The organism is Haloglomus irregulare (assembly GCF_007421925.1).
Taxonomy (GTDB): Archaea; Halobacteriota; Halobacteria; order Halobacteriales; family Haloarculaceae; genus Haloglomus; species Haloglomus irregulare.
In genome coordinates this window covers 119,234-142,327 of the sequence record NZ_QMDX01000009.1, presented here as the reverse complement: position 1 = coordinate 142,327, position 23,094 = coordinate 119,234, and the positions used below count along the sequence as shown (strand labels likewise).

Annotated in this window: 22 protein-coding genes; 14 read left to right on the top strand and 8 right to left on the bottom strand. The window is 70.1% G+C overall.

Annotated elements, in window-relative coordinates; all coding sequences use genetic code 11:
• Window positions 1-39 precede the first annotated feature (39 nt).
• Window positions 40-1,449 (bottom strand): FAD-dependent oxidoreductase, encoded by a 1,410-nt coding sequence (locus tag DP107_RS13810; protein ID WP_144262734.1) that lies wholly within the window; start codon window positions 1,447-1,449, stop codon window positions 40-42.
• Window positions 1,450-1,708: 259 nt separating this feature from the next.
• On the opposite strand from DP107_RS13810, the gene DP107_RS13805 reads away from it, so the two are divergent.
• Window positions 1,709-1,909: a hypothetical protein gene (locus DP107_RS13805; protein WP_144262733.1), complete on the top strand. Its 201-nt coding sequence runs from the start codon at window positions 1,709-1,711 to the stop codon at window positions 1,907-1,909.
• A gap of 223 nt (window positions 1,910-2,132) precedes the next feature.
• Here the strand turns inward: DP107_RS13805 and DP107_RS13800 are convergent, their stop codons facing one another.
• Together DP107_RS13800 and DP107_RS13795 are read right to left on the bottom strand one after the other, a co-directional pair.
• Window positions 2,133-2,354 (bottom strand): hypothetical protein, encoded by a 222-nt coding sequence (locus DP107_RS13800; protein ID WP_144262732.1) that lies wholly within the window; start codon window positions 2,352-2,354, stop codon window positions 2,133-2,135.
• Window positions 2,355-2,484: 130 nt separating this feature from the next.
• Window positions 2,485-3,444 (bottom strand): patatin-like phospholipase family protein, encoded by a 960-nt coding sequence (locus DP107_RS13795; RefSeq protein ID WP_144262731.1) that lies wholly within the window; start codon window positions 3,442-3,444, stop codon window positions 2,485-2,487.
• A 403-nt stretch (window positions 3,445-3,847) separates the two neighbouring features.
• Between DP107_RS13795 and DP107_RS20150 the strand changes: the two genes are divergently transcribed.
• The 3 genes from DP107_RS20150 to DP107_RS13785 all read left to right on the top strand — a co-directional run bounded on the left by DP107_RS20150 (window position 3,848) and on the right by DP107_RS13785 (window position 5,789).
• The gene (locus tag DP107_RS20150; RefSeq protein WP_185977317.1) at window positions 3,848-3,994 is read left to right on the top strand and encodes a hypothetical protein; all 147 of its coding nucleotides are present in this window, start codon (window positions 3,848-3,850) and stop codon (window positions 3,992-3,994) included.
• Window positions 3,995-4,056: 62 nt separating this feature from the next.
• Window positions 4,057-4,842: a sulfite exporter TauE/SafE family protein gene (locus tag DP107_RS13790; protein ID WP_144262730.1), complete on the top strand. Its 786-nt coding sequence runs from the start codon at window positions 4,057-4,059 to the stop codon at window positions 4,840-4,842.
• Window positions 4,843-5,015: 173 nt separating this feature from the next.
• Window positions 5,016-5,789, top strand: coding sequence for a hypothetical protein (locus DP107_RS13785; RefSeq protein WP_144262729.1), 774 nt, complete (start codon window positions 5,016-5,018; stop codon window positions 5,787-5,789).
• Here the strand turns inward: DP107_RS13785 and DP107_RS13780 are convergent.
• The gene (locus DP107_RS13780; RefSeq protein WP_144262728.1) at window positions 5,786-6,718 is read right to left on the bottom strand and encodes a halo transducer protein; all 933 of its coding nucleotides are present in this window, start codon (window positions 6,716-6,718) and stop codon (window positions 5,786-5,788) included. The genes DP107_RS13785 and DP107_RS13780 overlap by 4 nt on opposite strands.
• A 217-nt stretch (window positions 6,719-6,935) precedes the next feature.
• On the opposite strand from DP107_RS13780, the gene DP107_RS13775 reads away from it, so the two are divergent.
• The 8 genes from DP107_RS13775 to DP107_RS13740 all read left to right on the top strand — a co-directional run bounded on the left by DP107_RS13775 (window position 6,936) and on the right by DP107_RS13740 (window position 15,477).
• Window positions 6,936-8,129 (top strand): phosphate ABC transporter substrate-binding protein, encoded by a 1,194-nt coding sequence (locus DP107_RS13775; RefSeq protein ID WP_144262727.1) that lies wholly within the window; start codon window positions 6,936-6,938, stop codon window positions 8,127-8,129.
• Window positions 8,130-8,192: 63 nt separating this feature from the next.
• On the top strand, window positions 8,193-9,323 hold the full coding sequence (pstC, locus tag DP107_RS13770; protein WP_144262726.1) for a phosphate ABC transporter permease subunit PstC: 1,131 nt from the start codon (window positions 8,193-8,195) through the stop codon (window positions 9,321-9,323).
• Window positions 9,323-10,942 (top strand): phosphate ABC transporter permease PstA, encoded by a 1,620-nt coding sequence (gene pstA / locus DP107_RS13765; protein WP_144262725.1) that lies wholly within the window; start codon window positions 9,323-9,325, stop codon window positions 10,940-10,942. The genes pstC and pstA overlap by 1 nt, the downstream gene beginning before the upstream one ends.
• Window positions 10,939-11,853 carry a phosphate ABC transporter ATP-binding protein PstB gene (pstB, locus tag DP107_RS13760; RefSeq protein WP_144262724.1) on the top strand — a complete coding sequence of 305 codons (915 nt, stop codon included), beginning with the start codon at window positions 10,939-10,941 and terminating at the stop codon, window positions 11,851-11,853. The genes pstA and pstB overlap by 4 nt, the downstream gene beginning before the upstream one ends.
• A 5-nt stretch (window positions 11,854-11,858) precedes the next feature.
• Entirely contained in the window at window positions 11,859-12,533 is a 675-nt protein-coding gene (locus DP107_RS13755; RefSeq protein ID WP_144262723.1) for a phosphate signaling complex PhoU family protein, read from the top strand.
• Window positions 12,533-13,561 (top strand): AbrB/MazE/SpoVT family DNA-binding domain-containing protein, encoded by a 1,029-nt coding sequence (locus DP107_RS13750; protein ID WP_144262722.1) that lies wholly within the window; start codon window positions 12,533-12,535, stop codon window positions 13,559-13,561. The genes DP107_RS13755 and DP107_RS13750 overlap by 1 nt, the downstream gene beginning before the upstream one ends.
• 320 nt (window positions 13,562-13,881) lie before the next feature.
• Window positions 13,882-14,661, top strand: coding sequence for a hypothetical protein (locus DP107_RS13745; RefSeq protein WP_144262721.1), 780 nt, complete (start codon window positions 13,882-13,884; stop codon window positions 14,659-14,661).
• 51 nt (window positions 14,662-14,712) lie between these two features.
• Entirely contained in the window at window positions 14,713-15,477 is a 765-nt protein-coding gene (locus DP107_RS13740) for a 2-keto-4-pentenoate hydratase (protein WP_144262720.1), read from the top strand.
• Between the two features lie 10 nt (window positions 15,478-15,487).
• Here DP107_RS13740 and DP107_RS13735 read toward each other — a convergent pair whose 3' ends face one another.
• Window positions 15,488-16,291, bottom strand: a complete 804-nt coding sequence (locus DP107_RS13735; protein WP_144262719.1) for a helix-turn-helix transcriptional regulator — start codon at window positions 16,289-16,291, stop codon at window positions 15,488-15,490.
• Between the two features lie 721 nt (window positions 16,292-17,012).
• Between DP107_RS13735 and DP107_RS13730 the strand changes: the two genes are divergently transcribed.
• Window positions 17,013-17,975 (top strand): hypothetical protein, encoded by a 963-nt coding sequence (locus DP107_RS13730; protein WP_144262718.1) that lies wholly within the window; start codon window positions 17,013-17,015, stop codon window positions 17,973-17,975.
• 72 nt (window positions 17,976-18,047) lie between these two features.
• On the opposite strand, the gene DP107_RS13725 is transcribed toward DP107_RS13730, so the two are convergent.
• From DP107_RS13725 to DP107_RS13715, 3 genes are read right to left on the bottom strand one after another with little or no spacing between them, the layout of a single operon-like run.
• Window positions 18,048-19,079 (bottom strand): ATP-binding protein, encoded by a 1,032-nt coding sequence (locus tag DP107_RS13725; RefSeq protein ID WP_144262717.1) that lies wholly within the window; start codon window positions 19,077-19,079, stop codon window positions 18,048-18,050.
• Window positions 19,076-19,567, bottom strand: a complete 492-nt coding sequence (locus DP107_RS13720; RefSeq protein ID WP_144262716.1) for a mucin-associated surface protein — start codon at window positions 19,565-19,567, stop codon at window positions 19,076-19,078. Before DP107_RS13720 ends, DP107_RS13725 begins: the two co-directional genes overlap by 4 nt.
• The gene (locus DP107_RS13715; protein WP_144262715.1) at window positions 19,564-20,358 is read right to left on the bottom strand and encodes a ParA family protein; all 795 of its coding nucleotides are present in this window, start codon (window positions 20,356-20,358) and stop codon (window positions 19,564-19,566) included. Before DP107_RS13715 ends, DP107_RS13720 begins: the two co-directional genes overlap by 4 nt.
• Before the next feature lie 229 nt (window positions 20,359-20,587).
• Between DP107_RS13715 and DP107_RS13710 the strand changes: the two genes are divergently transcribed.
• Complete coding sequence (locus DP107_RS13710) at window positions 20,588-23,029, top strand: type II/IV secretion system ATPase subunit (protein ID WP_144262714.1); 2,442 nt, start codon at window positions 20,588-20,590, stop codon at window positions 23,027-23,029.
• Window positions 23,030-23,094: the final 65 nt, after the last annotated feature.

The following is a 23,094-nucleotide window of genomic DNA, read 5'->3' as shown; positions in this document are numbered from 1 at the left end:
ATGTACGATGGATTCGGCCGGAATCGCGATGTCACACGCTCAGCGCGTCCCGTCGACCACCTTCGCCGCGGTCAGGACGGGGTCCCAGGTGGTGTTGAACGGCGGGGCGTACGCCAGGTCGTAGTTCGAGAACTCGTCGACGGCGACGCCCTCGGTGACGGCGCCGACGAGTGCGTGGCTGCGGTGGACGGCGCCCTCGCCGTACTCGGAGACGAGGCTCCCGCCGAGCACCTGCCCGGAGGGCCGGTCGACGGTCATGGTCACCTGGACGCTGCCGCCCTCCGGGTAGTAGCCGGCGCGGGATTTCGCCGTGATGGTCTCCGTGATCGGGTCGAAGCCGGCGTCGCGGGCCGCATCGTGGTCGAGGATGCCGGTCCGGGCGGCCTCCATCTCGAACGCCTTGATGGCGGCCGTCCCGGCCACGCCACCGCCCTCCGTCGGCGTGCCCGCGACGGTCTGCCCGATGGCGCGCCCGTGCCGGTTGGCCGTCAGCGCGAGCGGCACGTACGCCGGCTCCCCGGTGACGACGTGGGTCGCCTCGGCACAGTCGCCCGCGGCGTAGACGTCCGGCAGGTTGGTCTCGCGGTAGCCGTCGGCGGCGATGGCGCCCGTCTCGCCGAGTTCGACGCCGGCGGCCTCGGCGAGGTCCGTCCGGGGGTCGACGCCGGTCCCGACGAGCACCATGTCGACCGGGACCCGCTCCTCGGACGTGACGACGGCCTCGACACGGTCGTCGCCGGCCAGTGCCTCGACCGACGCGCCGAGATGGACGAGGACGTCCTGCTCGTCGAGGTGGTCGAGGACCGTCTCGCTGGTCGCCTCGCTGAACGACTTGAGGACCCGGTCGCCGCGCTGGAACAGGTGGACCTCGAAGTCGTTAGCCGCGAGCGCCTCGGCCATCTCCACGCCGATGTAGCCGCCGCCGACCACGCCCACCGGGCCGTTGCAGGTCCCGAGGAACTGACAGGCCGGGCCCTCGTCGGGCTGGCGCAGGTCGCCCTCCGACCGGGCACGGCTTACGTACTCCCGGAGCTCCTTCCCGTCGGACATCGAGCCCAGCGTGTAGACGCCCTCGCGGTCGAGGCCGTCGATGGGTGGCGTGACGGCGGCGGCGCCGGTCGCGAACAGCAGGTCGTCGTACGGCTGGACGACCTCGCCGTCCGGACCGCGGGCGGTGACCGTCCGGTCCTCGGGGTCGACGGCGACGACCTCGTGTCCGGTCCGCAGGTCGATATCCCGCTCCTCGCGGAACTCCTCGGGCGTCACGGAGACGAGACTCTCTATGTCCTGGATCTCCCCCTTGACGTAGTAGGGGAGCCCGCAGGCGCCGTACGAGACCCACTCGCCCTTCTCGAAGACGACGACGTCCAGGTCGGGGTCGTCGCGCTTAGCCTTGCTGGCGGCCGACATACCGGCGGCGTCGCCGCCGATGACAACGAAGGTGCTCATGGGCGGAAGGCCGCGGCCCGGCCGGATAAACGTGGGTCCGCTGTGCGACGGGGGTGATGTCGAGTTCTCGGGGCCGTCCCGTATCGGGTCGCGGGACGGGCAGCCGCGGCGGTCCCGGGACGGGTCACGAGCGCCGCCGAGTCGGCGATAGGACCCCGCGGCCGCCCCGGTCCACGGGTCCTCGTCCGGGCGCACCCGACGGTCGCGTGCCGACGCGGAGAACCGCGAGGTTATACCCCGTCAGGCCGTAGCCGTGAAGATGTCTCCCTCCAACGACCAGCTGGAGCGTCGGCCGTACCGCAAGGTAGCGCTCCACTGTCCGAACTGTGACGACGAGAGCGACGTCAACGGGGACTGGATCATCCATATCCACTCCGACCGTCTCGACTACGAATGTCCCGAGTGCGGGGAGATGATCGAATCGCGGGCCGACGGACCGGACGTGATCACGCCGGTATAGCGACGCGGGTCGACCAGGGGTACGAACCGGTGAGTCGACCGTTGGCACCCAGTGGCGACAAGCCGTCGACGCGCGAGTGACCGTCCGGAACCGACGCCGACCGGGTGCCGTGGCTATCGCACTGAGACGACGTGGTGTCGAGGACCTCAGGAGAGCCGAACCCCCGACCAGCCGGACCGTCGGATGACGTCCCGCCCGGCAGTGGACGGGGGTCGGGCGTACGCTATCGTACTGATGTTCCCGTTCGCGGACGCATGGATGTCGCGGTCCGGTTCGTATCTTGGCTCGATGCGGGATCGACCTGGCCGGAGAGCCACGTCATCTCCTGGTGGGCCGTGACGGTCCGTGACTCCAGCGCGTCCAGCATCGCGTAGCGGTCCTCCTCGCGGAGATGGCCAGGGACGTGGATGCCGTCCGGTTCGACCCCGGAGGCATCCCCGTCCACATCGGTCCCGGGCGGGTGGCGCTAGTCCGACGGACGGGGCCGGGCGGTCGGGGAGTCCGGTCGCGACCGAAGACGAGGCGGGGGCTCAGGCTACGAGCGGCGGAGAGCGGCGGCCGCGCGCGACCGCCGCTCACTCGTCGAACAGCTCCGGGGCCCGGGCCGCGCCGCGCTCCAGCAGCTCCTCGATGAACGACGGCCGGCGGTCGAGCTTCGTGGAGCAGTGGTACTCCCCGTCCATCTCCAGGCGCGTGATCTCGGTCCGCGAGAAGTCGCTCTCCGGGAGATGCCCCTCGTCGATCCACTGGTTGACCCGCTCGACGGTGCGCAGCTCCTGGTTCAGCGAGATGTTGCCCGACAGCTCGTTGCGGCGGTCGGCGATCTCCGCCAGCGAGGTCGGCGTCTCGGCCCGCTCCTGCGGGTTGATCTGGATCACCCACAGCTCCTCGGGCTTGCGGTCGGCAGGGACCGTCAGCAGGTCGTCTATCGGTGGGTTCTGGCTGAACAGCCCGTCCCAGTGGCTGTGGCCGTTGATGTCGACCGCCTCGAACAGGTTCGGCACCGCCGCCGACGCGAGCACGGCCTCCGTCGTCACGGCCTCGTTGGTGAACGTCTCGAACTCGCCGCCGTTCACGTCGACCGTCCCGACGACCAGCTCCGGCGTTCGGCGGCCACAGAGATCCGGCAGCTCGTCGAAGTCGATATGTCGTTCGAGCGTCTCACGGAGCTCCCGCTGGCCGAACTCCGACCCCGGCGACCGGTACGGGCTGACCTCCGGCACCGGGACGCCCATGTTCTCCAGGCGCGAGAGCCCGACGACCCAGTCGTTGGCGACCCGGTCACCGAGGCCGTCGGCCGCCAGGTCGTCCCAGACCGCCCCCAGCAGCGCCGCAGCCCGCTCCTCGTCCGCGGTGACGAGTCCGTACCACGCGGCCAGCGCGTTGAACGCGCCGCCGGAGCTGCCGCTGATACCGACTAGTTCGTAGCGGTCCGGCCAGTCCTGGAACAGCCCCCGCAGTACACCCGCGGTGAACGCGGTGTGGCTCCCCCCGCCCTGGCAGGCGATGGCGACCCGTGTCGGGTCGTCGGTCATTCGTACGGAACAACTGGCGGCACGGTGATAAGATGCCGGTCGGGTGTGCGACCGGGACGGACGGCACGGCGGGCGCCGCGCGAGGGGCGGAGCCCGAATCCGGCACCGAGCCGTCCCGAGCGCGTCGAGCGGCCCGGGAACGCTCCCACCGGAGGTCGGCGTACGGTGCGAGGCGGGTCCCGGCCCCGACCCGGTGAGTACGAGAGGCCCGGGTATGCGCTGAGAACGTCTGATTGCCCCGATGTGCGAGGGATTCGACGACAGTATCCCTAATATCTGATTAAACGCCCCATTAGGGCGGGGACGGGCGTACCCGTAGTGCGAGGAGAGACCCGCCCGGGGCGGGGTGCGACGCCGTTCCACGGCCGGTGTGCCGGGGTTCCGGTCCCCCGAACGGAGTCCCATGGCGAGGGATCACCCCGACCGCCAGGCGATCGACGGGGTCGAATCGACCGTCAGCAGCATCGAGAGGACGCTGCCGGTCGACGGCCGCCTCGCCGCCGTCGTCCGTCGGCACCGCTATGTGTCGAGGGGGAGACGGTTCGCGTGAATGTCCGAGCCACGCCGGCACCGCGAGTCGACCGGCCCCCGCCTCGGGGGGAGCGGCGACCGATGACCGCGGCGCTCACACCGACCCTGGTCGCGATCGGGACGGCGGTCATCCTCGTCGCCGGCGCGACGAACGGGCTCGCCGGCTTCGGGTTCGCGGTCGTCGGGACGATGGCGCTGGCGACGGTGGTCGAGCCGGCGACCGCGGTCGTGTTCATGATCGTCCCCATCCTCGCCGTGAACGTCTCGCTGGTCCGGGACCTCACCGGCGAGGAGCTCCGGAGCTGTAGCCGGCGGTTCGCGCCGCTCATCGGCGCGGCGCTCGTGGGCACGGTCGTCGGGATGACGGTGCTCGAGAGCCTCCCCGAGGCGCCGCTCCGGGTCGGGCTCGGCGTCCTGACGCTGGGGTTCGTGGCGAGCAGCCAGCGGGTCGTCCCGCTGCCGGGCCTCGACGCGGTCAGCAGGAGCGAGGTCGGGGCGTCGAGCGCCGGGATGGTCGGTATCGGCGCTATCTCCGGACTCCTGTTCGGCGGCACCAATGTCGGCGTCCAACTCATCGCCTACCTCCGGAGCTTCGACCTCTCGCACGGCCTGTTCGTCGGCGTCGTCGCGCTCGTCTTCCTCGGCCTGAACGGCATCCGCGTCGCCGTCGCGGGGGCCTTGGGGCTCTACCCGAGTCCCGCCGTCGCGGGGGCGTCGGTCGTCGCCGCCGTCCCGGCCGCCGTCGGCGTCGCGGTCGGCAAGCGGCTCCGGACCGGCGTGAGCGAGCGGGCCCGCCGGGCCGTCGTGCTGGGCCTGCTGACCGTCGTCGGTGTCCGGCTGGTCACCGGCGGCCTCGGAGTCCCGTGAGGCCGAGAGCGCCACGCCGACGCTCCTGCCGAATCACCGCCGGCACCCGGTATCCCGACTCTATATAGATATCTGGATTACTTCCGCGATTCTATCGCAATGTGCCCTATACATCCCGGATGCACCGAGTATCCGGGCAAGAGCTAACCCCGTCGTCGACATAGCCCCGACGGATGTCCCGTCACCGGCCCCTCGTCGTCCTCCTCAGTCTCGTGCTGCTGGCCGGGTGTGGCGGGTTCGCCGCCCCAGGTGGGACGACGACGGAAACCCTGACACCGGCGTCAGTCCCCGAGGACGCGCCGGTCGCGCCGGGCGTGCCCGCGACCGAGGGGGAGCCGACGGCCATCGACGCCGACCGGCTGCTCGCGGCCGACGCGAGCGGGCGCTCGGCTGGCTACCACCTGACCCGGACGGTGACTATCCGGGGGACGAACTGGACGACCCGCATCCATCGGGACCGGCGGGTCGCCGCTGACGGCACGCTGTTCGAGCGTGTCGAGATCAACAGCTCCGGACCGCTGTCGCCCGCCATCGGGCGAAGCGAGCTCTGGACCAACGGCTCGGGGACATACGTTCGTACCTTCGACGCGTCCGGCAACCGCATCGAACAGGGGCAGTTCCCGTCAGCGCCCAGCCATTTCCAGCGATGGCTGATGCTCCGCGAGCAGGTCCTCGAGGGCGGGACCTACCGGGTCGAGTCGGCCGCTGACGGTGCCGTCCTCCGCTCGACGGAGCTGCCGACCCTCCCGGCGACGCTGGTCCCGCTCTCCGTGCGCGAACCCCGGAACGTCACCGCGCGACTGGACGTGACGGAGACGGGGCTAATCCGGTCGGTCCGGGTCCGGTACGACACCACCGTCCGCGGTGAGCCGGTCCGGGTGGAGATCCGACACCGGCTCCGGGCGGTCGGGACCACGCGTGTCGACCGGCCGGTGTGGGTCGCCTAGCGGGTCTCGAAGGCCCGCTCCCGCCGCGCCGCCAGTGTCTCCCGCACGCGCTCCCAGTCGACCGGCGGTTCGAACCCATCGAGGTCGCGGTCGAACGCCGCGAGGTCGTCCCCGAACCGATCGCGCCAGGCCGGTTCCGCGTACTCGGCCAGCACGTCGTGCAGGTCCTCGACACGCCCCTCGAGGTCCGCCACACGGCCGTCCAAGCCGGTACGGAATGGTTCGTCTTCGCGGCCTGCCCACGTCTGGAGGTCGGTCAGTTCGGTACGGAGGTCGGCGACCAACAGGTCGAGCACGCGCGCTCGCATGGTCGCGTCTGCCCAGTCGACCGCGGGCGCCTCGCTCTCCGCTGGGAGCGCGGCGGCCGCGTCGGACAGCTCCGCCAGTGACTCGTCGACGAGGTCGACGTCCTCGGCGAACTCGTCGGACCGTCGCTCCGGGCTGTCGAGCCACGCCTCGAACGCCTCTAGGTCGACGGAGAGTTCGTCGGCCGTCCGGGCGACGGCCTGCGCGGTCGCCGCAGTCTCACGGAGCCCCGTCGCCAGCTCGTACACCGCGCCGAGGTCGCCGAGCCGCTCGACGGGCGCCCGCAGGTCGTCGGTGAGGGCGGCGGCCCGCGCCTCGACGGTGTCGAGCCGGTCCGCGTACTCGTCCAGTCGGCTCATCACGATAGCGAGGTCGTCGACCGGCGTGGCGGCGTCCACGGCGTCATCGTACGCGATGCTGGCCAACTCGGCCCGCGTCTCGGCCGTGGCGGCGATCTTGGAGGTGTCGGAGACGGCCGCTTCGATTGCCTCGCGCGTGACGACGCCGTCGTCGGTCACCGGATCCAGCGCCTCGCGCACCGTCTCGGGGTCGCGGTCGCGGCCGTCGACGACCGCTGCAACCACGTCCTCGACCGGTCGGCCGGTGGACTCGCTCTCGCTCATACCGTTCGGTTTCTACAGAGGTTAGTATATCTTCTGTCAGATTGCTACGTTCGAGAAAACTAGCGCATTTAGGGGTATTACATGTTATATAGCTCTTTATACTGGAATAGGCCGGAATATGGGGTGACGGGGCCAATTAATTGTCTCTATATTGGCGCGTACTGGCCCGTATCGGTATTATAAACTGATTTAATCGAATCCCGGATGGATTCAGGTGATGTCTGATGGCACAACGGCCACCGGCGTATCACGGCGGAAGTTCCTCGTCACCTCGGGCGCCATCGGAGCGGCGGGGCTGGCGGGCTGCACGGGAGATGGCGGCGACGGTGACGACGGGGAGGATGGTAGCGATGGCAGCGGCGGTGACGACGGGGAGGATGGTAGCGATGGCAGCGGCGGTGACGGCGGCGATGGTGGGAGCGGTGCAGCACTGCTCACCGCCGAGGGGTCCTCGACGGTATACCCGATCTCGAACAAAGGGAGCTCCTACTGGAACGCCAACGCGCCGACGAGCGACGGCGAGTACTGGGGCTCGAACGATGAGAGTACAGTCCCTGGCTGGAACGAACTCGACACGGACCAGAACCTCGCCGACTACTTCGCGGGCCTGTACGGCTTCGAGCCGACGGAGCAGCGCTCGAACCCGCCGTACAACACGACGGTCAGCCTGAGTCACTCCGGTACGGGTTGCAAGGCAGTCCGTGACGAACTGGTCGACATCGGGAATTCCTCCGGCCCGATCACGGCGGAACTGGGCATCAGCGACTCCGAGGCCGAGGAGCAGTTCGTCGACCACGTCGTCGGTCGCGACGGCCAGCCGGTCGTCGTGAGCAGCGACATCTACGACAACGGCGTCCAGCAGCTCACCGGTGAGCAGATCCGGAAGATCTACCAGGACGAGATCACCAACTGGTCAGAAGTCGGCGGCCCCGATCAGGAGGTCTTCGTCATCGGCCGCGCGGAGGGCTCGGGGACGGATACGGCGTTCCGGCTCAACATGCTGGGTGACGCCGAGGCCCCGATGCCGGGCGTCGCCTCCCGGTTCGGGCAGAACCAGCAGGTCGCCGAGGCCGTCTCCAACAACGACGGCGCCATCGCGTACATGGCGCTGGCGTTCACCAGCGAGTCGGTCCAGCCGATCGCGATCAACTTCGAGGGGACCGTCTACAAACCCGACAAGGACGCCGAGAACACCATCTTCGACAGCGCGTACCCGCTGAACCGTGACCTCCACATGTACACGAAGATCACGGAGGGCACCCCCAGTGGGACGGATAAGCGGGAGGGTGCCTTCCTCAACATGTTCCTGACGGAGTTCGGCCAGATCGTCTTCGTCGAGCAGAACAACTACATTCCGCTTCCGACGAAGGACCTCGAATCCGAGTCGGACAAGCTGCCGGAACAGGCCTGAGACGGCGTCCCCGCCAACGAAGGACCGACTGCGACCCTTCCGATCCATCGCACACCACACATCATGGCACGTACATCGAACGAGGCGGGCGCCGGGACGGGCAGGCTGGCGCGACGGCGCCGCCAGCTCCGCGATTTCGTCGACGAGACCGAGCCGGAGGCACTGGTCACGGTCGGGGTCATGGCGGTCTCGCTGCTGGCGGCACTTGCCGGGTTCCTGGCGGTCTCGCCGCTGACGATCGTTCCGTTCGTCGTCTTCCTCGGCAGCGCGGGGTACGGCTGGGCACGCCATCAGGGCCTGACCGCCCGGGTGCTGACGTTCTCGATGATGGTCTCGACAATTCTGATCCTGCTGTTGATTACCGTGTTCATCTTCGTCGAGTCGCTCCCCGTCATCCAGTACGAGAGCGTGACCGTGTCCGGCATCACCGTGCCGGGACTGCGGCTGTTCACGCAGACGCAGTGGGACGCGGTCTCCCCGCCGGTCCGGTACTCGATGATCCCGATGATTCACGGGACGGTGATGGTGACACTCATCGCGACGGCCATCGCCGCGCCACTGGGCATCGCGGCGGCGCTGTTCCTCTCGGAAATCGCCCCCCCGGTCGTCCGTGAGGTCATCAAGCCCGGCGTGGAGATCCTCGCCGGTATCCCCTCCATCGTCTACGGGTTCATCGGGTTCACCATCCTGAGCCCGTGGGCGGCCGACCAGTTCCGGACCACCGGACAGGGGACGTACCTGTTCGTCGGGATCGTCGTCGGGCTGATGGCGCTGCCGACGGTCGTCTCCGTCGCCGAGGACGCCCTCTCGAGCGTGCCGGAGTCCATGAAGAGCGGGTCGCTCGCGATGGGAACGACGGACTGGCAGACGATGACCTCCATCACCCTGCCGGCGGCGTTCTCGGGGGTTTCCGCGGCGGTCCTGCTGGGCGTGGGGCGGGCCATCGGCGAGACGATGGCCGCGACGGTCATGCTCCGGGGCGTGCCGCAGTTGACGGAGCCGCTGTACAACGTCTTCTACGGCCAGGCGACGCTCACCTCACTCATTGCTAACAACTACGGGGAGGCCGACGGGCTCCAGATGGACGCGCTGTTCGTCGCAGGCGTCATCCTGTTCATCACGGTGCTCGTCATCTCCATCGGGGCACAGTACATCGAGTGGCGGATGCGCCGGAAGTTCGGGGGTGATGTCTGATGGCGGGTGCGACCGAAGGCGACCTCGTCACGGGCGGAACCTCGCAGACGAACGCGGTCGCGGCGGGGGCGGTCGGCCTCGCGGTCCTCCTGTTCGCGCTGGCGCTGGCGGCGCTGTTCGAGGCGATCACGATCAGCGAGCCCGTCGCGGGCGTGCCGGTCGTCACGCTGCTCGGGCTGATACTGATGGCGCTCGGGGGCGCCGTGATCACGTTCGGCGTCGGCTCGTATCTCGGCTACGTCGAGACCGAGCCGAGCCCGAGCGCCGGCCTCGTCGCGGCGACTGCCTTCTCGACTATCTGGTTCGTAATCGGCGGGCTGGTCGCCTCCCAGACGGCCGGGCTGGGGAGCCTCGGCTCGTTCCTGGTCGCCTCCGTGGTCGGGGGGGGCACCTTCGCGCTGACCGCGCTCCCCCGGGAGGACATCGGCTCGACGCTCCCGGCGGGTGCGCTCACCCTGCTGACGGGTATCGTCTTCGTCACCGGGACGATCGGACCGTCGTGGGTGTGGGCTCTTGGCTTCGAACAGCAGGCGTCGTTCACCGCGGAGTTCGTCATCCCCGTGCTGACGCTGCTCTGTGCGCTCATCTCCGGCTGGGCCGCTGCCAAAGCGTACGGCGGGTTCGGCGCTCGCGGTCGTCACATCGGGGCGTACGTGCTCGTCTACGTGAACGCCGGTGCCATCATCGGCGTGTTGTTCGTCCTGATCGCGTTCACCACCCTGCGGGGGGTTCCGGGGCTGTTGACCGGCTTCGAGTTCGGTCCCGGCGTGGGGCCGGAGGTCGGACTGTTCGGCGTCTCGGTCGCGCTCCCGTTCTCGCTCCCGTTCGTCATGAACGGGGCCGCGCTGCTGAACGACTTCCAGGGGGTGCTGCCGGCGATCGTCGGCACGGTCTGGCTCGTCATCGGCGCGGTGGTGTTCGCGGTGCCGCTGGGGGTCGGCGCGGCGATCTTCCTCACTGAGTACGCCGAGCGCGGCCGGCTGACACAGGCCGTCGAGGTGGCGACCAACGGGCTCTGGAGCACGCCCAGCATCGTGTTCGGCCTGTTCGGCTTCGCCTTCCTCGTCCCACGCTTCGGGGGGAACAAGTCGCTGATTTCGGGGATGTTGACGCTCGGGTTCATGCTCCTCCCGCTGGTGCTCATCACGAGCCGGGAGGCGATCCTCGCGGTCCCCGACGAGTACCGCGACGCGAGCGCGGCACTGGGTGTCTCCAAGTGGCAGACCATCCGTAGCGTCGTCATCCCGGCGGCGCTGCCCGGTGTCGTTACGGGCGTCATCCTCGGGGTCGGTCGAATCGCCGGCGAGACGGCCCCCATCCTGCTGACGATGACCGGCGGGACGTTCGTCCCCGGCGGACAGACCGTCGACGTCATCGGCGGGTTCCAGTTCACGGGTGCGCCGCCGTTCGTCGCCAACCCTGAACTGCTGCAGGCGACGACGGCGCTCCCGTTCCAGCTGTACGCCCTTATCACGGCCGGCGTCGGCCTGGGGGACACCGTCGCCAACCCGGCCGACTTCCAGTGGGCGACGGCACTGATCCTGCTGGTGGTGGTGTTGTCCTTCTACGCGATCGGTATCGGCGCGCGGTACTACTTCCGGAGGCGGCTTCAATCATGAGTGAAACAACAGAGACAGCGGAACGAACGGAGACAGCAACGGACCAGCCCCTCGAGACGACCAGCGGCGAGACCGAAGAACAGGTCCGCGAGGAGTGGCGCGAGTACGTGTTCGACGGTCGGACGAAGCTCGCTGCCGAGGACCTCGACGTCTACTACGGCGACGACTACGCGCTGAAGAAGGTCTCCATCGAGATTCCGGAGGAGAGTGTCACGGCGCTCATCGGCCCCTCGGGCTGCGGGAAGTCGACGTTCCTCCGGTGTCTCAACCGGATGAACGACCGCATCCGGAGCGCCGAGGTTGACGGCTCCGTCCGGATCGACGGGCAGGAGATCTACCAGGAGAGCGTGAACTTGGTCGAACTCCGCAAGCGCGTCGGGATGGTGTTCCAGTCACCGAACCCGTTCCCCAAATCAATCCGCGAGAACATCGCGTACGGACCGGAGAAGCATGGCGACCTGCAGACGGGGCTGCTGGCGCGGCTGCTCGACCGGAGCGACGAGGACGAGCGCGAGCAACTGGTCGAGCGCTGTCTCCGCGACGCGGCGCTGTGGGACGAGGTGCAGGACCGGCTCGACGACAACGCCCTCGGGCTGTCGGGCGGCCAGCAGCAGCGGCTCTGCATCGCCCGCTGCCTCTCGGTCGACCCGGAGGTCATCCTGATGGACGAGCCCGCCTCCGCACTCGACCCCATCGCCACCTCGAAGATCGAGGACCTCATCGAGGAGCTGGCCGAGGACTACACCGTCGTCATCGTCACCCACAACATGCAGCAGGCGGCCCGCATCTCCGACCAGACGGCCGTCTTCCTCACCGGTGGCGAACTCGTCGAGTACGGCGACACGGACCAGGTGTTCGAGGACCCCCGGAGCGAGCGGGTCGAGGACTACATCACCGGCAAGTTCGGGTGAGAGCGATGGCTCGGGAGCAGCACCAGGACGAGTTCGACGCCCTCCGCGACGACGTGCCCGTGATGGGGGAGTTCGTGCTCGGCCGACTCGACGAGGCGCTGACGGCACTCCGGACCGGCGACGGGGCGCTCGGCCAGGAGGTCGCAGGGGGGGACGCCGCGGTAAACGGGCGGTATCTCGGGCTCGAATCCCGGTGTATCGACCTGTTCGCGCTCCAGCAGCCGGCCGTTGGCGACCTCCGGTTCGTCGCCGCCTCGTTCGATATTCTCACCGACCTCGGACGAATCGCCGATCTCGCGTCGAACCTCGGCCGGTACGCCGCGGACACGGGCGGTGACCTCACGCCGGAGGTCGCAGTTTCCGATATCGGGTCGGCAGCCCGGTCGCTCGTCCGCCGGAGCCTCGACGCGTACACCGGCCGGGACGCCGCCGCGTGCCAATCCATCCACGCGGATGACGACGAGATCGACGCGCTGTGTGCGCGGGCCTCCGACGCGGTCGCTCATGACCTCATCGAGCGGGAGGCCGCGACCGATGCCTGGGAGCTGGAACGGCTGCTGGATAATGTTTCCCGGCTGCTCCTCACCGTCCGTGATTTCGAACGCATCGACGACCACACGGTCAACATCGCCACGCGAACGCTGTACATGGTCGAGAGCGACCCGGAGCTGATCTACTGATGGAGCAACGTAAGGTCCAGCAAGTCGGCAGCGGGACATACACAGTATCGCTTCCGAAACAGTGGGCGGAGCGGACCGGCATCACCGCCGGGACGACCGTCTACATCGACATCCACGGCGACGAGCAGCTGGTAATCGAGCCGGAGTCGCCCGCGGACGACGCCACGTCCCAGGTCCAGTTCACCGTCGGCGACCAGTCGCCCGCGCGGCTCGAACGGACGGTGAGGGCGTCGTACGCCGCGGGGTTCGAGGAACTGGTCCTCCGGGCGCCGGCGGGGTTCACCCGTGCCCAGCGGCAGGCCGTCGAGCGGGTCGCCAGCGCGTTCGTCGGGGTCGCGCTCACCACTGAGACCGAGACGGAGCTGACCGTCCAGACGCTGCTCGACGCGGGCGAGGTGTCGGTGCGCCAGTCCGTTCGGCAGCTCCGGTACACCGCGCTCTCGATGCACCGGGACGCGATGGCCGCGCTCGCCGGCGACGAGGCGCCACCCGGCGCCGACCGCGACGACGAGGCCGACCGGCTGTACGCGATGATCGACCGGCACTTCGGGCGCGGGCTCTCAAGACTCGACGAGATCGACGCGCTAGGGTTGAGCCGGTCGGAGCTGTTCGAGCTGCGGACCGCCGCTCGCGAACTGGAACGGGTCGCCGATAACGCCGAGACCGTCGGGACTGTCGCCGCGACCGTCGAGACGCTTCCCGACGCGTTCCCGGCCGAGGAACTCGGGGCGCTCGGCCGGGACGCCCGGTCCGTCGTCGATGAGGGGACGGCCGTCGTCGTCGGCGATGCGGAGGCGGAGGTCGCGAACGACGCACTAGAGACCCGCGAAGCGGCGCGGTCGGCGGTCGAGGCGCTGGACCGCGAGCTGGCCGACGCGGCCAGTGACTACCGGCTCGAGCGGGCGCTCGACGCGCTCCGGCGGACCGTCGAGAGCGGCGGGACTATCGCCGAGCTGGGACTGCGGGCGGCGACGCGCCGCGGCGAGTTCACGCCCCCCGGGAGCGCCGCGCCCGCCGGGGACGGGTGACTCGCTGCGAGCACCGTGTCCCTGGTTGCTGACGGCTCTCGCTGAGAGTTGTCGGTTACCGTATCGGGACGACCGACCACGTCATCGCTCCGAGACGCCGCTCGCACGGCAGGCTCACGAGCGGCCACGCGAGCGGGAGCCCGAGTGCGTACGATACTGCGACCGCAGTCGAGAGATCCGGCGCCCCACCGGGCGCGGCTCGACTCGCGGCCGGGCCGCTGACCGGCGAGGACTACGTCAACAACGCGGCGGACCCCCTGGAGTTCCGGACCCGCCTCACCGACGATGACCGCGTCCACTACCGCTTCACGCTGACATCGATGCGGCGGACGGACGCCGCCGCCATCGCCGTCGGCATCGACCGGACCGGCGCGGACGCGGGCGACGACGACTGGGGCTACGGTATCGGCTCACTCGGCGACCTGGGCCTGGACCACGTCCTCGTCACGTGGGGCGAGGGGACCGAGCCCGAGCCGCATCCCAAGCGCGGCATCGACTGGGAGTCCGCGCTGAGCGCGCCACGGGCCCGGAACGAACTCGAGGTCACGCTGGCGGACGTCGACGAGGTGACGCTCTGGCTGGAGGCGGCCGCCATCGACCCCGGCCGCGAGCTGACCCTCGCCGTCGCGTCGACGACCGACGCCGAAATCACGCTGGCGAGCCGTCGGGGCTCGCTGACGGTGTCGGTGCCCGCCGGCGAGAGCACGCACACGGTCCGCGTCTGCGGGACGGCAGCAGGGCCGCCGCGGCTCGACGTGACCCGGAGCGACGACGCCCGCGTGTTCACCGGCGGCGGGACCGACCGGGTCGACGTCTCCGTCTCGGCCTCGAAGCCGGTCCGGCTCCGCGACCGCGTCCCCGACGGCTGGACCGTCCTGTCCGGCGACGGGACGGAGCGGACCGAGGACGGGACGACCTACGTGGAGTTCGAGCCGGCGGCCGACGGGGCGTTCACCTACTTCGTCGAGGCGCCGAGCGGCGCCGGGGAGACCGGCCGGGACACGTTCGGTCCCGTCGAGGTCAGGAGCCACGACGGCTGGGAGCCGGTCGACGGGACGACTGACACGAACGTCGTCCTCGCCCCGGACGCGTCGCTGTAGGTCGGGCCACCCGGCCACAGCGTTTAGCCGGTAGCCCTCCAAACGGGGCCCGTGACCGATACCGACGCGCTCGGGGACCGGCTGTTCGAGGCGTACGCGACGGCCGACCCGGTCGCGCCGCTCTCGGCGAGCCACGACCTCTCGATGGGCGACTCGTACGCCGTCCAAGCGGCCACACTCGCCCGGCGGCGCGAGGCGGGCGCCGAGCCGGTCGGCTACAAACTCGGGTTCACCAACGGGACGATACAGGCACAGTACGGCGTCGCCGAGCCCGCACACGGCCGGCTGCTGGACGACGCGCTCCTCGACGCGGACGTCGTGGCGAGCGACGAACTCATCGAGCCGCGGGTGGAGCCCGAACTCGCGTTCGTCATGGACGAGCCCCTCTCCGGCGAGCCGGCCGTCCACGAGGTGCTGGCGGCGACCCGTGCCGTCGTCCCCGTCATCGAGGTGGTCGACAGGCGGATGGACGGCGGGCTCACGGCGACCGACGCCGTCGCCGACAACGCGCTGGCGGCACGGCTCCGCCCGGGTCCCACGGCCGCGGACCCGACGGCGACGGACTGGGGGTCCGCGGCCGTCCAGCTACGCGTCGACGGGTCGCTCCGGGCGACCGGCACGGGGGCCGACGTGCTGGGCCACCCCGCCGAGGCGGTCGCGTGGCTGGCCGGACGGCTCGCGGAACGGGACGACCACGTTCCGGCCGGGGCGCTGGTCTCGACGGGTTCGCTGACGGAGGCGGTCCCCGTCGGGCCCGGTGACGCCGTGACCGCCGCGTTCGGCTCGCTGGGGAGCGTCTCGCTCCGGGTGGCGTGAGGCGACCGGCTCAGAACTCGGCGGCCGGTCTCTCGCGGGCGGCCTCGCGGTACTCCCGGTACGTCGCCTCCGCCCACGCCCGGACCGCGTCGTCGGTCGTCTCGACCAGCGCGCGGGGAAACCCCTCGTCGTCCTCAACGCCGACCTGGACGCGGCCGTCACCCGCTAGTCCGAGGTAGAGGGGAACCGACGACGCCGCGACGTGGACCGTCGACCGCCCGGTCTCGATGGTGCGCCGGACGTGCGGGGCGAACTCCTCGGTCGCCATGGTCGCCTCCAGCGCCGGGTCGACGACCGTCTCGACCGCCAGTCCCCGCTCCGTGACCTGCTCGGCGAGCGACCGGGTCGCCTCGATGTCGACCGACGGGAGCAGGATGCGGAGCCGGTCAGCCGTTCGGAGGATCTCGGCCTGCCGCCGGGCCGGCGCGTACGGCTCCCCGTCGCCGGGCGTGGTCACCGTGACGTCCGTCGCGGACCCGAAGTCGGGGGCGTCGAGGTCGGTGGGGAACCAGGTGAGGAACGTCTCCAGTTCCTCGGTCGTCCGGACCGCCCCCAGCAGCCCGACGAACTCGCTCCCGATGCGCCGGCCGAGCCGCGTGAGCCGGTAGGTGCCGTCCTCGTCGGCGACCCAGCCGCGCTCGGCCAGCGAGCGAAGCGCCCGCGCGACCGTCGTCCGGGAGCCGTCCAGTCGCGCCCGGAGCTCGCGCTGGGTCGCCGGGCCCGCCAGGAGTGCCTCGACGATGTGGACCCGCGAGTCCGCACGCGCCAGGAAACGGACCGTTTCCAGCGGCTCGGACGCGTCGTCCTGGGACATAATTACGATGGTGGCGAGGTGACTACACAACCTGTCGGAGTGCGGCCGACCCCGACGGCCGCCGGAGGGGGCGAGGCCGGACGTGAGGTGACCACACGCGGGCTCACCGAGGCGCGCCGTGCACGCCGTGCACGACTTCCGGGGGGTAGCATGATACGCGCGTGAGGTCCATCGTCAAGATGGGTGGCGCCCATGCCGACCGGTCCCGACCGGCTGTGGGCCGTCAGCGGTACCGACCGCGAACGGCCGGGCGGCGTCGGGACCGTCGACTGACGGCCGCTGGCCTGCCCACCCCGGGGACGCGACCGGCGGCCTCGGTCCGAGCCGAGCGCTCGGTTCCCGCGAGGGGGGGGTGTGGGGCACCCACGACTGGTTCCGACGCGCCCCGTCGAACCGATATCCCGCTCGGTGAGCGACGTGTCGGGCGACACGGACCCGAAACCGGGGGCGGTCGGTCGAACCGGTGTGAGGGGGGCCTCGTGGTCGGTATCCGTCCCGGGTGACGGCGGACCGTATCCGAACTGTCCGAACTATCCAAACTACCCGAACCGTCCAAACCACCTGAGCCGTCCGAACGCGCTCGGCGAGTGCGGACGGTTCTACTGGCGAACATATGAAAACGAGTTCGAATATCCAACCTATGACAAATATTTTTGTCTTGCTACCGCCATACATTGCTAACAGGGAAAACATTTTCACATACGGGGTCGTGTGACAGTGTATGGCGACCACACTCGAACAGGGTGGGACGGGGGTTCTGCAGCAGCTCCACGGGGAGCGCGTTCCGGCGGAGCTGCAGCCCCTGCTGGACCATTACGACGAGGTGACGACCGACCGGAGCCGGCTGCTGTGGAAGTGGCTGTGGCACGTCTTCCCGGAGTTCCGGCTCTCGTCGGTGCCGGACCGTCACACGGCGGCGGCCCGGCGGGCCAAGTTCGGCCTCTCCGTGTTCATGACGGTGCTGGACGACCTCTCCGAGCGCCACCGCGACCGCGAGACGTTCGAGGCCGGGCGGAAGATCCCGTTCGCGGGGGCGAGCGCCCCCACGGCCGGGGTGGACGACGGGGCCTACGAACTCCTCCGGCACGCCTGGGAGGCGACCGAGAGCCATCTCGACGACGCGCCGCGCCGCGACCGGTTCGGGGAGCTGTTCGACTTCGACCTCCGGCAGTCGCTCAACAGCATGGACTTCAACCGGCTCGTCAACGAGTCCCCGGCCCTGGCCAGCCGGACGGGGGCCGAGCTGTACGACACCCACAACATGCTGCTCTACCTCTACGTGGACATCGACCTCGCGTTCTCACCGGGCTTCGACACGGCGGATCTCCCCACGCTCCGGGACGTGACCTGGGAGGCCCAGCGCCTGGTGCGGATCGGTAACTGGGTCACGACCTGGGAGCGGGAGCTCGCGGAGGGCGACTTCACCTCGCGGGTGGTGGTCGAGGCGATGGAGCAGGGAGTGGTGACGCGGGCGGAGCTCCAGGCCGGGTCCGTCCCGGTCGACCGCCTCGTGGAGCGCATCAGGGGGACCGACATCGAGCACGACCTCCTCCGCACGTGGAACGATATCTACGGCGACCTGACGGCGACTGACCACGGCGTCGACTCGGTCGATCTCGACGGCTTCATCGACGGCATCCGCTACCTCCTCGAGGTCGACGTGAAGGCCCGCGGCTACAAGTGAGCCGGCCGCCGGCCATCCCGTCCGGGGGCGTCCCCGGCGCCCGTGTGGCCGCTCATCGCGGCCGCGGGGCGCTCACCGCGCCCGCGGGAACCGGAGCCTGAACTCGGCACCGCCGAGGTCGGACTCGTCCACCTCGATCTGCCCGCCGTAGTTCATCATCACCTGGTCGACGAAGAAGAGGCCGAACCCCTGGCCGTGGTGAGTCTGGTCAATCTCCTCGCGCCCGAAGATCCGGTCGCGGTCCCCGGGCGGCACGCCGGGGCCGTTGTCCGCCACCCTGACGACGGCCTCGTCCTCGTCGACGGTCGTGGTGACCCGGACCCGCGGCCGGTCGGCGTCGTTGTGCTCGACGGCATTCTCCAGAACCTCGTCCAGCATCGTCCCGACGGCCTCGTCGGCGATGACCGCGACCGACCCGTCGGGGTCGTACTCGAACGTCGCGTCGAGGGTGGCCTCGGCCGTCCGGACCGCCCGTTCGAGGCGGGCCGTCAGGTCGACCGACGAGAGGACGTCCCGGTCGTTCCCCCGTATCGTGGTCTCCAGTTCGCGTGCAACGTCCGCACGGTCGATCAGGTCGCGCAGGGTCTCGGACATCGCGTCGAGGGACTCCTCCCCCTCCGCCCCGACGTACTCCCGGAGGAGTTCGACGTGGCCGAGCAGCACGTTCACCTCGTTGCGGATGTTGTGCCGGAGGACCCGGTTGAGGACCTTCAGCGAGCGGGTGTGACGCCGGCGCTGCGTGAGGTCGGTGAACAGCCCAACGATGTACTGGTCGCCGTCATCGGCCTCGACGGGCACCGCCGAGCCCTTGCCGAAGTAGATGCGGCTGTCGAACGTCCGGATGCGCACCTCCCCGGTCCAGCGGTCGTCCCGGCTGACCCGCTCGGCGACCGCGGCGATGACGTCCTCGTCGACGACGATCTCCTGGACGTGGGTCCCGACCACCTCGTCGGGGTCGTCGCACCCGAGGAACGTCGCCGCCGCGGGGTTCGCGTCCCGGACGACGAACTCCGGGCCGATGATGAGGGTGGGGTTCTCGATACGGTAGAAGACGGACCGGTAGAACTCCGAGACCATCCGGGCCGGGTCGTCGATACCGCTCATCGTTCCAACTCCTCCAGTCGGTCCCGGACCGCCGCGGCGTCCATCCCCTCCAGCCGGACCAGCCCGTACCGGACGACCAGAGGGTAGAAGTGGCGGTTCTTCTCGAACGGCTCGTCGAACTCGTACTCGTACTCCGCCTTCAGCACGTTGTAGACGCGGCTGAGCGACCGCGTCTGGGACTTCGGGAGGTACATGTAGGTCCCGACCTGGCTGTCCTTGACCGAGCCGTCCGTCGCGTCGCCGTTCCCGCGGGCCGCATCGTCCCCGGACTCCGCGGCTGCCTCGCCGTTGGTCGCCACGTCCCCGTCGGGCTGTTCGGACGGTTTGGACGGTTCGGCGGGTTGGGCCGGTTCGGCGCCGTCCCGGCGCCCGCCGTCGGCCTCCGACGGCTCTTCGGCAGCGTCGGTTGCCTCCGGGGAATCACCGTCGTCCGCGTGTCGGGACCGTCGGCGTCGCTTCCGGAGTCGCTCGGAGCGGTCGTCGGTCATGGCTGTGGCTCCACGGTCTCGAACTGCCGGTCGAGCGTCCGGGCGATCTCGGCGAACGTCCCGCACTGGTCGCAGTCCGGCGCTTCGAGGAACAGCGAGCCGCCCTCCGCGAGCGCCCGCTGGACGGCGGCTCGCTCCCGCTCCCGCCAGACGGGGGTGTCCTCGAAGGCGGTCTCGATCCAGTCGAGCATCTCCGTCGCCTGCCGCTTCCGGACGTCGATGCGGTTGACCACGACCCCGCACTCGCGAATCCCGATGTCGTAGTCGCGCTCCAGTGCCTCGATATGGTCGAACAGCAGTTCGAACGCGCGCTTGCTCGTGGTCTCGGCGAGCGCCGGGACCAGCGTGTGTCGAGCCGCGTACAGCGCGTTGTCCATCAGGTTGCCCAGGAACGGCGGACAGTCGATGATGACGTAGTCGTACGCGTCCTCGACGTGTCCCAACGCGAGGTCGAGCTGCTCCCCGGACCGTCGGGACAGGGTCAGCTCCGGCTCGACCGCCGTCATGTCGATGTTCGAGGGGATGACGTCCATCTCCGGGTGTTCCACGACGAGGTCGCCGATCCGGTCCCGCATCGAGGGGTCGCTCAGCGCGTCGAACAGCGACGGCGGCTCGTCGTCGTACCGCTCGCGCATCCCGAGGTTCTCCGTGGCGTTCCCCTGCGGGTCGAGGTCGACCAACAGCACGTCACGGCCCCGGTCGCTCAGCCCGCCGGCAACGTTGATCGCCACTGCTGTCTTCCCCACCCCCCCTTTCTGATTGCTCACCGCCAGTCTGGTCGCCTCGCCCATATCAACTAGATAAATACTCAAAACCGCTTAGTATCCCGTCAGACGCCGGTCAGACGGTTAAAAACCCGGGCGAGGGCGGGGCGTCACGGTGCCGCTCCGCCGGGGGAACGCGGGTCGGATACCGGCGGCCGCGGCGTTGGCGAGCCCCTGGTGTACGTATGGGCGCGAGCGGGCATTAGTTCATCTCTGATTCCATAGATTTAAGTCCGAAAACTCGGACGGATTGCCCGTGACCGAGTCACCGACCGTGCCGGCGCCCGAGCCCCCGGACAGCCCGGATGCCTGGTACGCGCCGGGCGTCCGGGCGCAGTACGAGGTAGCACCGGGCGTCGTCGTGACCGTCCGCGAGCGCTCCGGCGACCGCCACGGGTCGGGTGTCGCGTTCTCGTACGCCGTCCGGGAGCCGTCGCTGTCCGGGGCCGGGGAAGCAGGACTCGACCGGCTACGGGACTACTTCGCCGACGCGCCGCCCGACCGGCCGCTCACCCGGGAAGGGGCCAGGGAGCGGGTCCGTGAGGGGTTCGACGGGAAGCACGAGCGGGTGCTGGACCGGCTGCTCGACCTGTCGGCCGACGGGCGCCGGCGCGTCGAGTACCACGCGCTCCGGGAGGTTCGCTGTCTGGGGGAGCTAACGCCGCTGGCGCTCGACGAGCGGATCGAGGTCGCGGATACCCGGCCGGCCGGGGGCGACGCGGCCGGCGACGCCACCTGGGCCAGTGACGACGGCGAGGAGCCGCGGACGGACGGGCGTCTCATCGTCCACACGGCCGACTTCGCCCCCGCCCGGACCGGCGTCGTCGACCCGGACGCGGAACTGCTGTCGCGGTTCGCCAGCGAGCGGTCGACCCGGTACACCGTCGACTTCCGCGGGTTCGAGGTACCGGTCGTCAGGTACCGCGAGCACACCCTCGGCGGCGACCCGTTCGTGTCGAAGTACGCGGTCCAGGAGCCCGATCTGCTCCCCGGTGACGAGGCGCTGGTCGCCGCATGCAAGGAGCGCGTCTGGGAGACGGGGACCGGCGTCGTCCTCGGTGGCGACGGCGTGAGCGTCGGGGACGCGCCGACGGGAACGGGGAACCGTGACCGGGCGGCGTTCGTTCGGGAACGGGCCGAGGAACTACTCTCGCGGCGGCTCACCGCACGGAACACTCGTGCCTGGCTCGCCGCGACCCGGCACCGGCTCCGGTCGGCGCTGGCCGAACACGGGCTGGCGGTGCCGCCCGCGGACGAGCGCTACGCGACCGACCGGCTGGACGACCTCGTCTACTACGTCTTCCGTGACTTCGTCGGCTACGGGCCGCTGACGGTGCCGATACGGGACCCACATCTGGAGGACGTAGAGGCCAACCGCGTCGGCGAGCGGGTGAAGGTGGTCCCCCGGAGCGACGCCCCGGGCAGCGAGGCCGGCGATGCCGACGACCGACGCCCCGGCCCCGGTCGCGACGGCCCCGAACGGCGCGTCCCGACCAACCTCTCGTTCGCGGACGAGCCGACGTTCATCAACGTGGTCCGGAAGCTGGCGGCCGCCGACGGGGTCGAACTCGACGCCAGCCAGCCCTCCGCGAAGGTGAACCTCGACCCGCCCGGGGTCGACGAGACCATCCGGTGTGCGGTCGCCCTACCGGCCATCACCGAGGGCGGGCCGCACGTCTCGATCCGGAAGCAGGCGCCCGGCGCGCTCACGCCGGTCGACCTCGTCCGCCGTGACGCCCTCTCGGTCGACCTCGTGGCCCTGCTGTGGCAGTTCTACGAGCACCACGGCGTCGTCCTCTTCTCCGGGCCGACCGGGGTGGGCAAGACGACGCTGATGAACGCCCATATGCCGTTCATCGACTACCAGGACCGACCCGTCAGTATCGACGAGGGCTCCCGCGAGGTCCGGCTTCCCCACGAGACGGGCGTCTCGCTGTCGACGCGCGACCACCAGGACGAGTTCAAACGCGTGACAATGGCCGACCTGATGACGGAAGCGAACTACCTGAACCCGGATACCGAGGTGATAGCCGAGATAAACACCCCCGCATCCTTCGAGACGTTCGGAGAGAGCCTGAACACGGGCCACGGCATCCTCGGCACCACCCACGCCGAGGACGTGGAGAAGCTCGTCAACCGCGTGGTCGAGCAGGGGCTGCCGGCCTACCTTCTCCGGGAGATCGACCTCGTCGTCTTCCCCAGGCACGCGGCCGGCGAGCGCTACGTCGCCGAGGCCGTCGAGTTCTGCTCCGAGACCGAGTACGCTGCCCTCGACACGCCCGGCGAGCGGGGGCGGGACCACGGCGTCATCGAGAAGGACGGGACGCCCATCTACTGGAACCGGGTCGCCGAGCGCGAGCACGACGGGAGCTTCCGGCACGCGTTCGCGCTCGACGGGTCCGGGGGGGCCGACCGGGAGGCGACCGCGAGCGACCGGACGCGGGTCTTCGACCGCCTCGGCCGCGCCACCGACCGCCCGGTGGCCGACGTCGAGCGCGAGTTCCGGCGCAAGCGCCGCTACGTCGAGCATCTCGTGCAGGAGGACCGCGACGACTTCGCCGACCTGTTCGGCTTCCTCGCCGATCTCCGGGCGAACGAGGCCGCGACCGTCGAGCGGGTCCGTGACCGGCAGGCGCGGGCCACCGACGGCGGCGCCGATGGCTCCCGGCCTGCCCGGCCGGACGAGCAGGACCGATGACCGGCGGCCCCACCGGCCCCCGGACCCCTCCGACTCCCGGGGCGACGTGTCCCCCGGTAGCCGGG